This window comes from Variovorax defluvii, from assembly GCF_039541515.1.
GTDB lineage: Bacteria > Pseudomonadota > Gammaproteobacteria > Burkholderiales > Burkholderiaceae_C > Variovorax > Variovorax defluvii.
The window spans coordinates 48,199-59,206 of record NZ_BAABGJ010000028.1 but is presented as its reverse complement, the minus strand read 5'-3'; the positions used below and the strand labels follow the sequence as shown (position 1 = coordinate 59,206).

Genomic DNA, 11,008 nt, shown 5'->3' with positions numbered 1-11,008 from the left:
GGACTCGCGGCCTTGCCAAGCGCTGGGCCGCTGAATGTCACCATTGCCTTGCCGGAAGGCTACGTACGGACCTTCAGTCGCACCTCCATCACCGGAGCCTACAGAACCAACAGAACCGAGAGAAGGATCTCTACCACCCAGATGTGGTGTTCAGGAACAAAGCGCTCTTCGGAAAAAGCTGGGGGCAATGAATGAGCTTTGCGCACCTAATCCTTGAGCGTCAGTCCGACAGCGTCAACCTTGCGACCTATCTGGTCATGTCGATTGACTTCAACCCGGAGCGAGAGTGGAAGCCTATTGGCAAACTCAAGCTTCACAAGTCGGAGAAGACCTTTACGTTTGAACCCCTCAACGAATGGGTGACCGAGGGGATCACCGTATCGCCCCAGGACCCTTCTACAGAGGAAGAGATGAGAGGCAGTGGTGAATATTGGATGGCGTGGCGAGGCCGAATTCGTGCGTGGGCTCTGCGCATGATCGAGCAAGAGCATTTCCCAGAGGCCTACCCTTCCTGACCTCTTCCGTTCAAAACGGTAAAGCGTCCGTGAAAGTGGGTCAACTTCAAGACCAGATCCGGATGGAATGGTGGCCCAAGCGATTGGGCCAGGGCTTTCTGTAGTTGGCGTCGGCTGCGCACTAACACAGGGGTGTCGGCAGGCCGTGTTGGATACATTCCAGAGCTGCGGGAGAGGTCTTGCCACGATCAAGGATTGGCTCTTTTCCGAGGGGGTAAAAAAACCAGATCCAGCGTCGAGTGGTGAACTCGACCCTGCCGATGGACAGCGGCGAGTTGACGAAAGCCGGGCGGGCTCAACAGAAGCACGGAGACCGAGCAGCCAGTGCCTTCGACCATGCAAAGGGAACTCCAGCCGATAAGAATCAGCAGGGGCAGAGAACGGTTGACGGTATCGTCAACTCGCCAACCCGCATAGACGAGCCGAACCATCGTGGCGGAACCGACGTTCGTGAAAGCCAAGGTGGTCGTGGCGCGCGGTTCGACCAAACTGGGAAGTTCACGGGATTCATCGAGCCGAGGAGGCCATGACTATGAAAAGCCAAGGTTGGGATTTGGTGGTACTAAGCGAGCCGGACTATGAGCATCTGGTCGCAGAGTTGCACTTCAATGGTCAGCTACTGTTACTTCTTGACCGCGAGCAAGGGCGCGACAGTCTCTGCGTAGCCTTCCCGGATCGCTCAGGGCAACTCGGCCATCGCATTCCGCTCGACGAGTTCATCGAGAGAGTTAAAGAGGCGGCGGCTGACCTCAAACGCTGACAGGCAGAGAAGCAGGACTTCGCGTTCATGTAGGACCCTGCTCGCCGAGATGGTTGGGCCAACAGCGCGGGCAGCACCAACTACATCTACCTGCCCACCGCGAACGGCCCGATGCCGAACGCCGCGGTGATCGACATTGAAGTAGTCGTTGAGCCAAACGGCAGTATCGTGACAGGATATCCAACCAATGTACCGAGGAACCCGAGATGACGTTGCGGACGCACCATCGACTTCTCAAGATAAAGCTGCATGAACTATTGGCTGCGCAGAGAACCGACAAGTGTTGACGACCGAGGCGGAAGCCGTCGTCCGCGAGCTATTGGCCATGATGGATTTGAGGGACTCGCCGGCGCATCAATTTTTGAGTCAAAGGCAGCAGACTTGACTTCGTCAGCCCCAGAACCACTAAGCCGGTAGCTCCCCTGCGCTACCAAGATCACGTGCCCGACCCGGCCTCGCCGGCGACACCCTCGCCGACAATGGCCGCAGTCGGCACCCATTCCACAACCACATACGCAAGGGAAATCAATGCTGGACACCTTCATCACCTGGGCTCAGCACATCCAATCCCACACCGCTGGACCCAGTCTGAAAATCCAGCTCACCGAGAACGAAGAGCCCGAGAACCGCTCGGCCCGCCTGGACTTCGATGCGCCATTCGCCATCGCACGCATCACGTTCTGGAACAGTGGCGACTACGATACCGAGGTCATCGCCCGTGAAACCAGGCGACCTACTCGGGCTTCGGACTCATCGACGAAGGGCGAGATCTCTCGCATCTCTTTGCACCGGTATTCAGGGCTCTCCGTGTCGATGTGCCCTCTGGTCCATTGAAACACTGAAGTCGGCTGGTGCTGTCCACCCGACACGGGCATGCAACCCCGCGCCGCAAAGGACCCTCGAAATATCAGTCTTGGCGATGCAATGTGTCCGAATGCTCTTGCGAGCTAACGGAGAGTGAACTTTCTTCGTGTCTGGTGTGCATTGTCTCGTTTGCCTATGATCCGCGCCCACCGATGACGTGAGGGCGTTCGGCCGGCACCCTTCCTCGCCGGACTGCGCCGCCGCGTTCCACAACCACATACGCAAGGAAATCAAATGCTGGACACCTTCATCGCCTGGGCTCAACGCATCCAAGCCCAAACCGCCGGACCCAGCTTGAAAATCCAGCTCACCGAGAACGACGAGCCCGAGAACCGCTCGGCCCGCCTGAACTTCGATGCGCCGTTCGCCATCGCACGCATCACGTTCTGGAACAGTGGCGACTACGACGCCGAGGTCAGCGCCCGTGAAACGGGGCGAGTGACCTACTCGGGCTTCGGACTCATCGACGAAGGGCGAGATCTCTCGCATCTCTTTGCGCCAGTATTCAGGGCGCTCCGTGTCGATCCGCCATAACGGCCAGCCCGGTGCGAGGCCGCGTCAGCGCCTCAACCCATGACCCCCGAAGCCTCCTGATCCGCATCAGGCACCACGACTCAGGCCGACACCCCCGCCATATCCGGCATCCCCCGCTGCGACGCATGCCACACCAGGTACCGTGCCTCCGCCACCTCGATCGCCTTGAACAGCAGCACCCCCAGCAGGCAAAGCAGCGCCAGCGCCACGAACACCGTCGAGGTGTCGAAGCTGCCCTGCGCCACCAGGATCACGTGCCCGAGCCCGGCCTCGCCCGCGACGAACTCGCCCACGATGGTGCCGACCAATGCGAAGGAAATGCCGACCTTCATCCCCGCGAAGAGGCTGGGCAGCGCATTCGGAAAGCGGATCTTCCACAGCGTCTTGGCCCGTGAGGCGTGATTGACGCGCGCCATGTCGAGCATGTCCGGATCGGTCGAACGAAGCCCCAGCACGGTGTCGATCAGGATCGGGAAGATCGCGATCAGCATCGCGATGGCCACCTTCGGCATCACGCCCGTGCCCATCCAGATGACGAACAGTGGCGCCAGCGCCACCTTCGGCACCGCGTTCAGCGCCACCAGCAGCGAGTAGAGCGTGCGGTCCAGGAAGCGCGAATACACGATGCCGATGGCCGCCGCCACGCCCAGCACCAGCGCGAGCGCAAAGCCGTAGAGCGTGGTGCGCAGCGTGTCCAGGCTCTGCAGCAGCAGATAGCCGGGCTGCGACAGGAACTGCGCGAGGATCTTCGTCGGTGCCGGCAGCAGGAACTCGCGGATGCCGATCGCGCGCACGCAGGCTTCCCAGATCGCGAGGATCACCAGCAGGGTGAGCATGGCCTGGCGGCTGCGCTCGGTGCGGGTCCAGAGGGTCTTCATGAATTCAGCTTTCCGTCACGTCATTGCGTGACCAAGTGCGAATCAAAGTCTGCAGCTGGGTCGGGGAACACCGCGGAACCGGCTTTGCCGGGCCGCTGGTGTTGCCCCCGGAGAGGGGGGTGGCGGACCACACGAAGTGGGGGAGCCTGGGGGAGAGCTTCATGTGATTCCGATCTGACGGAAGGTGTCCCGGATGCGCGCGACGTACGCCGCGAACTCCGCCGTCTCGCGCACCTGCAAACCGCGCGGCCGCTCGATCTCGATCGGCACGATGTCCGCGACGCGCCCCGGCCCGCGCGCCATCATCACCACCCGGCTGCCGAGGAACACCGCCTCGGTGATCGAATGCGTGATGAAAACCACCGTCTTCTTCGTTGCGAGCCAGGTCCGCTGCAACTCGGCATTGAGCTCGTCGCGCGTGAAGGGGTCGAGCGCGCCGAAGGGCTCGTCCATCAGCAGCAGCTGCGGGTCGAGCAGCATCGCCCGGCAGATGGAGACGCGCTGGCGCATGCCGCCGGACAGCTCGCGCGGGTAACGGTCCAGAAAGGCCGACAGGCCGAACAGGCCCAGCAGCTCGCGCGCGCGGGCTTCGTGCTGGCGACGGTCCAGGTCGTGGAACTCGGCCGCGACCAGCACGTTGTCGAGGATGTTGCGCCATTCGAGCAGCAGGTCGCGCTGGAACACCACGCCCATGTCGTCGGGCGGCTCCGTGATCGCCTTGCCTTGCAGCGCCAGCCTGCCGCTGCTGATCGGCTCCAGCCCCGCGATGCAGCGCATCAGGGTGCTCTTGCCGCAGCCGCTGGGGCCGACGATGCAGACGAACTCGCCTTCGCGGATGTGCAGGTCGATGTCCTGCAGCGCGTGGATGGGCTTGCGCTCGGAGCGGTAGATCTTGTTGAGCTTGCCGATCTCGAGGAAAGCGGGCGGGACGGCGACGTCCCCGGTGGCGGCGGCCGGCACGTCAGACGGCAAGTAGCGCATTGGTGTAGTACTCCGAAGGCTTGTGGCCGGGCTTGATCTGGCCGGTCTGCTCCATCGACTGGATCGCCGCGGCCCAGTCGCTGTCGTACTGCATGCCGATCGGGCGGCCCTTGCCGGTGGGGCTTTCGAAGAAGCTGCGGTAGGCGGTGATCTGCCCGCGCATCACGTCGGGGTCGACCTTGGCGTTGGGCCGCTGGGCGACGATGGCGCTCACGGCTTCCTCGATGTGCCCGTCGTAGATGTAGCGCCAGGCCTGCACCTGAACCTGCACGAACTTCGCGAGCGCCTCGCGCTTGGCCTCCGCCAGCTTCGGCGTCACGGCCAGCCCGTAGCTCGGGAAGCTGATGCCGCTGTCGCCCAGCAGCAGGGCCGAGGCCTTGCGCGTCTTCATGACCATCGGCTGGCCGAAGGGCGCCTGCGACATGAAGCCGTCGGCGTTGCCCGAGGCGTAGGTGGAGATCATCGCGCTGGGCGCGACCATCACCAGGTTGATGCTGCTCTTGCTCATGCCGTTGGCCTTGAGGAAGGGCTCGATGAAGGGCGCCCACGGGCTGGTAGTGAAACAGACGATCTTCTTCCCGGCCAGGTCCTTGGGCGCCTTGATGCCCTGCGTCTCGTCCATCAACACGGCCAGGTCGCCGGTGCGCGCGAAGCCGGCGATGGAGACGAGGTCGAGGCCGTTCTCCTTGGCCACCGCCATGGTGCCGAGCGCGACCTGGCCGATGTCGGCCTGGCCCGCCGCGAGGAGTTGCAGCGTGTTGATGGTGCCGGTGCCGTCCTGGATCTCGACGTCCAGCCCCTGGGCCTTGAACAGCCCCTTCTGCTGGGCAAGGTGCATGGCGCCGTGCATGCCCCAGGGCGAGAAGTCCAGGCGCACGCGCAGTTTCTCCGCGCCTTGTGCATGGGCAGTCCGGCTGGCGAGGGAAAGGGCGGGCATCGCCAGCAGGGCGGCCAGGCCGGTGTTCAAGGTACGTCGCTTCATGGTGTTACTCCGTTGGGGTGGTTCGGGGTTTGTCGTCGATGCATCGTCAGTGCAGGGCGGCCCGGCGAAGGGCCTCGGTCGCGGCGACATCGGCGCGGCCGGTGTGCGCATCCACGACCACCCGGTAGTGCTCGCGAGCGTATGCGGCGCTGAGCTTGTGGTTCCAGACATCGCGCTCGATGTCTTCGATGGGCCGCGCGAGCGGGTCGCCGAAGCCACCGCCGCCGGGCTGGATGTGGGTCACCTGGTCATTCAATGCAATCTGCATGCCCACCTTGCTCGGCAACGATTCGACCGTGTCGCCGCGCGTGAGCAAGTTGACGGCCGGCTTGGCGGGCATGCCGCCTTCGAGGCCGTAGGGCTGGAACTTCATGCGGTCCGCGCGAAGCTGCAACAGCACGTTGTCGGCCAGCACGCGGTAGCTGCGGCGAATGCCGAGACCGCCGCGGAAGCGGCCGGCGCCGCAGGTGTCGGCCTCGAGCTCGTAGGCCTCGACGCGCACGGGGTGCTGGGCCTCCAGCGTTTCGACCGGCGTGTTCGACAGGTTCTGCGATGCGTTGGTGATGGCCTCGATGCCGTCGGCATGCGGCCGTGCGCCCCAGGCGCCGCAGATCATGTCCACGATGATGTAAGGCTTGCCATCGGGGTGCTGGCCGGAGAGGCACACGACCGTGTTACCGCCTTCGCCGGCCGCCGGGATGCGGTCGGGCACCACCTGCGCCAGCGCGCCCAGCATGGCGTCGAACACGCGGTAGCCGGTGAGGGCGCGCGCCGCCACGGCCGCCGGCTGGCGCGGGTTGAGCACCGTGCCCTCGGGCACCTCGATCTTCACGCAGCGGAACACGCCGGCATTGTTCGGCACGTCGCCCTTGAGCGCGCAGCGCACGCTGAGGTAGGTGCACGACTGCGTGTAGGAGCGCGTCGAGTTGATGGCCGCGCGCACCTGCGGCGAGGAGCCGGCGTAGTCGACGCTGACGTGGTCCTCGTGCACCGTGAGGGCCACGCGGATCGGGATCGCCTCGCCGGAGAGTCCGTCGTCGTCGATGAAGTCCTCGAAGGTGAAGGTGCCCTTGGGCCAGGTGCGGATCTCGGCGCGCGTGAGGCGCTCGGCGTAGTCGAGCAGTTCGGCCAGGTAGGCGCGTGCCGGTTCGCGCTGGTAGCGGTCGAACAGGCCGGTCAGTTCGCGCACGCCCACCTGGCAGGCGGCGTACTGCGCGCGCAGGTCGCCGAGCACGCGGTCGGGCACACGCACGTTCTGGGCGATCAGGCGCTCCAGGGTCTCGTTGACCTGGCCGGCTTCGTAGAGCTTCATCACCGGGATGCGCAGGCCTTCCTGGTAGATCTCGGTCGAGTCGCTCGCGTTCGAGCCCGGCACGCGGCCGCCCACGTCGGTGTGGTGGCAGATCACGACGCACCAGCCTTCGAGCTGCCCGCGGTAGAAGAAGGGCACGAACATGAAGATGTCGGGCAGGTGCATGCCGCCTTCGTAGGGGTCGTTGACGATCACCGCGTCGCCGGGCGCGAGGCGGTCGCCGTAGCGCGCCTGCACGGCCGCCATGGCTTCGGGAATGGCACCCAGGTGCAGGGCGATGGTTTTGGCCTGGGCGACCATCTGGCCATGGCGGTCGCAGATCGCGGCGGAGTAGTCCATCACGTCCTTGACGATCTCGGAGCGCGCCGTGCGCAGCACGGTGTAGGCGATCTCGTCGACGATGGCGTCCATCGCGTTCTTGATCACCGCGAAGGTGATCGGGTCGATCTGCTGCGTGCTCATTCGGGCTGCTCCTGGAGGTCGATGATGATGTTGCCCACGCGGTCGGCGCGCGCGCTGCAGCGCGGCGGGACCACGATGGTGGTGTCGTAGCTTTCGATGATCAGCGGCCCCTGCACCGGCTCCGCGGACAGCGCGGCGCGGGGCATGACGCGGGTCGGCACGGGCGCCTCGCCGGCGGCGAAGCTGACCGGCCGCGTGCCGGCCGTGCCCTGGAGCGCGGTGGCGTCGACGCGGCAGGCGCCGAAGTCCAGCCGCTGGCGGCTGCGGCCGCGGGCGGAGACGCGCAGGTTCACCAGCTCCAGTGGCTCGTCGCTGCTGTAGCCGAAGGTCTGGTGGTACAAGGCCTGGAAGTCGCGGGTCAGTTGCCCGATCGTCGCCGCATCGATCTGCGCGGAACGCAGCGGCACGGTGAGCTCGGAGCTCTGGCCCAGGTAGCGCAGGTCGGCGGCGAGCACTGCGCTCGCATCGTCGGGCCCGTAGCCTTCGGAGGCCAGCACGGTACAGCCCTTGTCGGTCAGCGCGTTGCCGATGGCGGCCAGCTCGGCGGGCGGGCAGTCGGCCAGCGGGCGCAGCACGGCCTTCACGAAGTTGTGCTCGGCGTCGGCCGAGAGCATGCCGGCCGAGCAGAACACGCCGGCCATGATGGGCGCGATGACGCGGCGGATGCCCAGAAGGCGTGCCACCGCCACGGCATGCAGCGGGCCGCCGCCGCCGAAGGCGATCATCGACATGTCGCGCGGATCTCGGCCGCGCTCCACCGTCACGGCGCGGATCGCGCGTGCCATGTTGACGTTCGCCACCTGTCGGATGCCGTGCGCGGCCGCCAGCAGGTCCAGGCCGAGCGGCTCGGCCACGTGGCGCAGGATGGCGGCTTTCGACAACCCGGGCTTCACCGCGAGGCTGCCGCCGGCGAGCGCCTCGGGGTTCAGGTAGCCGAGCACCATGTTCGCGTCGGTCACCGTCGGCCGCTCGTTGCCGTTGCCGTAGCAGGCCGGGCCGGGACTCGCGCCGGCGGATTCGGGGCCGACGCAGAGCAGGCCGCCGGCGTCGATCCATGCGATGGAGCCGCCGCCCGCGCCGACCTCGGCGATGTCGATCGCAGGCACCTTGAGCACGTAGCCGCCGCCCTTGACGAAGCGGCTGGGCGCGCTGATGCCGTCGCGGAACTCGTACTCGTTGGTGAGCGAAGGCTCGCCCTGGGTGATGATGGACGCCTTGGCGGTGGTGCCGCCCATGTCGAAGACGATCAGGTCGGCGTCTCCGCCGAGCGCGCCGATCCGCGCCGCCCCCGCCACGCCGCCGGCCGGGCCGGAGGCCACGGCGAAGACCGGCTTGTCGCTGGCCGAGCCGATGCCCATCATGCCGCCGTTGGAGGCCATCACCTGCAGCGAGGCATGCACGCCCATGCGCTCCAGGTCGGTCTTGAGGCGCGCGAGGTAGGTCCGCATGGCGGGCAGGATGTAGGCGTTGACCACCGTGGTGCTGGTGCGCTCGTACTCCTTGATCTCCGGCAGCACCTCGCACGAGACGCTGAGCAGCAGCTGCGGGAAGCGCTGCTCCAGCAGCGCCTTGGCGGCCAGCTCGTGCGCCGGATTGATGTAGCTGTTGAGAAAGCAGATGGCGATCGATTCGACGCCCTCGTCGACCAGCTGCTGCGCCTCGGCGAGCAGCTGCGCCTTGTCCAGCGGCGCGACCACGCGGCCCTGTGCGTCGATGCGCTCGCGCACGCCCCGCCGCCAGCGGCGCGTGGCCAGCGGCTCGGGCTTGGACCAGCCCAGGTCGAACATGGTGGGCGTGCGGATGCGGCCGATCTCCAGCACGTCGCGGAAGCCCTCGGTGGTCAGCACGCCGGTGCGCGCGCCTACCTTCTGCAGGATGGTGTTGGACGCCGTGGTGGTGCCGTGCACGATCTCGGTGATGTCGCCGGCGCGGATGCCGGCCTGCGCGATCAGCTTGCCCAGGCCGCTCGTGATGGCCTCGCCGAGGTCGTGCGGCGTGGTCGAGGTCTTGTTCACGAAGAGCCGCCCGTCGGGCATGGCCAACACGATGTCGGTGAAGGTGCCCCCGATGTCGCACCCCACCCGGACGCCCTGGGGCGCACTGTTTCCTGAGTTCATCACCACTCCGATTTCACGCAAGCCTTGCGGCTGGTTGATAATGCACCGAGCCATTCACTAACTAACTGGCTAGTACAACTTGAGGCGAAATATAGGAACCCTCGCGGCGCTTGTCAACGCCGCGTTTTTCCAGGGCGGCCGGCCCGGCCGGCCGGGACTGCGAGCAGACAGGAGATTCGAATGACGCTTGTAAACTCCGCCCGGCGGGCGACGCGCCCCCCAACGACTGGTGAACCCATGACAGAGAGTCCCCCGGCCGCGGCGGCCAGGCGCAGGCCGCGCAACGCGCAGGCCACGCGCGATCGCATCCTCCGCATCGCGAGCAAGGAGTTCGCGGCGCGTGGCTACGACGGCGCGCGCATCGATGCGATCGTGGCCCGCTGCAAGATCAGCAAGAACCTGGTCTACCACTACTTCGCGAGCAAGGAAGCCCTGTTCCTGGAGGTGATGGAGCGGGCCTACGGCGCCATGCGCGAGCGGCAGAACGAGCTGGCGCTCACGGGCGAGGACCCGGTGCACGACATGCGCGAGCTGGTGCTCAAGACCACGCAGCACTTCATCGACCAGCCCGACTTCCTGCTGCTGCTGTCGACCGAGAACCTGCACAAGGCGGTGCACATCCGCAAGTCGAAGCGCATCTCGGCGATGTTCAATCCGCTGCGCAACCTGCTGGCGGAGGTGCTGGAGAAGGGCAAGGAAAAGGGCGTGTTCCGGCAGGACGCGGACTGGGTCGATCTCTACGTCTCGATCTCGGGGCTCGGCTCGTACTTCGTCACCAACCGCTACACGCTCTCCTACGTGCTCGACGTCGACCTGGGCGCGCCGGAGCGCGTGGCGCGGCGGCCGGCCCTGGTGGCGGACATGGTGATCAGCTATCTCTGCGACACCGGCGGGGGCCGGGGCCAGCCGCACGACTGAAGCGCTGGCACCGCATGTACGTCGGCCACTTCGCCATCGGCCTGGCCCTCAAGGCGCGCCACCCGGAAGTCCCTGCCTTGCCGCTGGTGCTCGGTGCAGGCTTCCTGGACATCCTCAACGGCCTCTTCATCGTTCTGGGCTGGGACCGCGTGGCGCCGGATCTGCGCGCCGGGCCTTACCTGTTTTTCGATCTGCGCTTCATCGACTGGGACCACTCGCTGCTGGCCGCGCTCGTGTGGTCCGCGCTGTGGGGCGCGTTCTTCCTGCGCAGCAGGCGGGTCGCGGTGCTGGGCTTCGTCGCCGCCTTCTCTCACTTCATCGCGGACTGGCCTGTGCACAACGACGACCTGGCGCTGTACCCCTATGCCGAAGCCCACGTGGGCTACGGGCTGTGGGGCAAGCTGGGCACCGCGTCGTGGGTGCTGGAAGGCGTCCTGGCCGCGGCCCTGATGGCCTTCGCATGGACCGCCGCCGCCCGCCGCGGGGTCAGCCTGCTCTGGCCCGCGGTCGTGCTGGCCGTGCTGTTCGCGAGCCTGTCGCCCTGGCTCTCGCCGATGAAGTACGCCGCGGGGCTGGACGAACCGTGGGCGCATCGGCTGCACGGCACGCTGGTCTGCCTCGGCTTCCTCGTGCCCGGGGCCCTGCTCACCTGGCTCGTGGGCCGGCAGGAGCGCGGAGGGTGACC

Annotated in this window: 12 protein-coding genes; 7 read left to right on the top strand and 5 right to left on the bottom strand. The window is 66.3% G+C overall.

All coding sequences use genetic code 11. The features are described from left to right. The 5 genes from ABEA07_RS15300 to ABEA07_RS15280 all read left to right on the top strand — a co-directional run. Positions 1-195: hypothetical protein (locus tag ABEA07_RS15300; RefSeq protein WP_345538885.1), on the top strand; the 195-nt coding region annotated here is incomplete at its 5' end. Next, complete coding sequence (locus ABEA07_RS15295) at positions 192-515, top strand: hypothetical protein (RefSeq protein ID WP_345538884.1); 324 nt, start codon at positions 192-194, stop codon at positions 513-515. The genes ABEA07_RS15300 and ABEA07_RS15295, both read left to right, overlap by 4 nt. A 526-nt stretch (positions 516-1,041) precedes the next feature. Continuing rightward, positions 1,042-1,275: a hypothetical protein gene (locus ABEA07_RS15290; RefSeq protein ID WP_345538882.1), complete on the top strand. Its 234-nt coding sequence runs from the start codon at positions 1,042-1,044 to the stop codon at positions 1,273-1,275. A gap of 528 nt (positions 1,276-1,803) precedes the next feature. Next, a complete protein-coding gene (locus ABEA07_RS15285; RefSeq protein ID WP_345538880.1) occupies positions 1,804-2,109 on the top strand; it encodes an immunity protein TriTu family protein in 306 nt (101 codons plus the stop codon). 264 nt (positions 2,110-2,373) lie between these two features. Next, the gene (locus tag ABEA07_RS15280; RefSeq protein ID WP_345538878.1) at positions 2,374-2,673 is read left to right on the top strand and encodes an immunity protein TriTu family protein; all 300 of its coding nucleotides are present in this window, start codon (positions 2,374-2,376) and stop codon (positions 2,671-2,673) included. An 80-nt stretch (positions 2,674-2,753) separates the two neighbouring features. On the opposite strand, the gene ABEA07_RS15275 is transcribed toward ABEA07_RS15280, so the two are convergent. From ABEA07_RS15275 to ABEA07_RS15255, 5 genes are all read right to left on the bottom strand, one after another. Continuing rightward, entirely contained in the window at positions 2,754-3,551 is a 798-nt protein-coding gene (locus ABEA07_RS15275; protein WP_345538877.1) for an ABC transporter permease, read from the bottom strand. Between the two features lie 159 nt (positions 3,552-3,710). Next, entirely contained in the window at positions 3,711-4,532 is an 822-nt protein-coding gene (locus tag ABEA07_RS15270; protein ID WP_345538875.1) for an ABC transporter ATP-binding protein, read from the bottom strand. Next, complete coding sequence (locus tag ABEA07_RS15265) at positions 4,513-5,514, bottom strand: ABC transporter substrate-binding protein (RefSeq protein WP_345538874.1); 1,002 nt, start codon at positions 5,512-5,514, stop codon at positions 4,513-4,515. The genes ABEA07_RS15270 and ABEA07_RS15265 overlap by 20 nt, the downstream gene beginning before the upstream one ends. A 46-nt stretch (positions 5,515-5,560) precedes the next feature. Further along, positions 5,561-7,288 (bottom strand): hydantoinase B/oxoprolinase family protein, encoded by a 1,728-nt coding sequence (locus ABEA07_RS15260; protein ID WP_345538873.1) that lies wholly within the window; start codon positions 7,286-7,288, stop codon positions 5,561-5,563. Next, positions 7,285-9,405: a hydantoinase/oxoprolinase family protein gene (locus tag ABEA07_RS15255; RefSeq protein ID WP_345538872.1), complete on the bottom strand. Its 2,121-nt coding sequence runs from the start codon at positions 9,403-9,405 to the stop codon at positions 7,285-7,287. The genes ABEA07_RS15260 and ABEA07_RS15255 overlap by 4 nt, the downstream gene beginning before the upstream one ends. Positions 9,406-9,642: 237 nt before the next feature. On the opposite strand from ABEA07_RS15255, the gene ABEA07_RS15250 reads away from it, so the two are divergent. Next, complete coding sequence (locus ABEA07_RS15250) at positions 9,643-10,323, top strand: TetR family transcriptional regulator (protein ID WP_345538871.1); 681 nt, start codon at positions 9,643-9,645, stop codon at positions 10,321-10,323. 14 nt (positions 10,324-10,337) lie between these two features. After that, positions 10,338-11,006: a hypothetical protein gene (locus ABEA07_RS15245; RefSeq protein ID WP_345538870.1), complete on the top strand. Its 669-nt coding sequence runs from the start codon at positions 10,338-10,340 to the stop codon at positions 11,004-11,006. Positions 11,007-11,008: the final 2 nt, after the last annotated feature.

Bases quoted from the DNA above. Each gene is read 5' to 3' on its own strand.
- ABEA07_RS15255 (WP_345538872.1), bottom strand. From the start codon at position 9,405: ATGAACTCAGGAAACAGTGCGCCCCAGGGCGTCCGGGTGGGGTGCGAC.
- ABEA07_RS15295 (WP_345538884.1), top strand. From the start codon at position 192: ATGAGCTTTGCGCACCTAATCCTTGAGCGTCAGTCCGACAGCGTCAAC.
- ABEA07_RS15265 (WP_345538874.1), bottom strand. From the start codon at position 5,514: ATGAAGCGACGTACCTTGAACACCGGCCTGGCCGCCCTGCTGGCGATG.
- ABEA07_RS15270 (WP_345538875.1), bottom strand. From the start codon at position 4,532: ATGCGCTACTTGCCGTCTGACGTGCCGGCCGCCGCCACCGGGGACGTC.
- ABEA07_RS15250 (WP_345538871.1), top strand. From the start codon at position 9,643: ATGACAGAGAGTCCCCCGGCCGCGGCGGCCAGGCGCAGGCCGCGCAAC.
- ABEA07_RS15245 (WP_345538870.1), top strand. From the start codon at position 10,338: ATGTACGTCGGCCACTTCGCCATCGGCCTGGCCCTCAAGGCGCGCCAC.
- ABEA07_RS15260 (WP_345538873.1), bottom strand. From the start codon at position 7,288: ATGAGCACGCAGCAGATCGACCCGATCACCTTCGCGGTGATCAAGAAC.
- ABEA07_RS15285 (WP_345538880.1), top strand. From the start codon at position 1,804: ATGCTGGACACCTTCATCACCTGGGCTCAGCACATCCAATCCCACACC.
- ABEA07_RS15280 (WP_345538878.1), top strand. From the start codon at position 2,374: ATGCTGGACACCTTCATCGCCTGGGCTCAACGCATCCAAGCCCAAACC.
- ABEA07_RS15275 (WP_345538877.1), bottom strand. From the start codon at position 3,551: ATGAAGACCCTCTGGACCCGCACCGAGCGCAGCCGCCAGGCCATGCTC.
- ABEA07_RS15290 (WP_345538882.1), top strand. From the start codon at position 1,042: ATGACTATGAAAAGCCAAGGTTGGGATTTGGTGGTACTAAGCGAGCCG.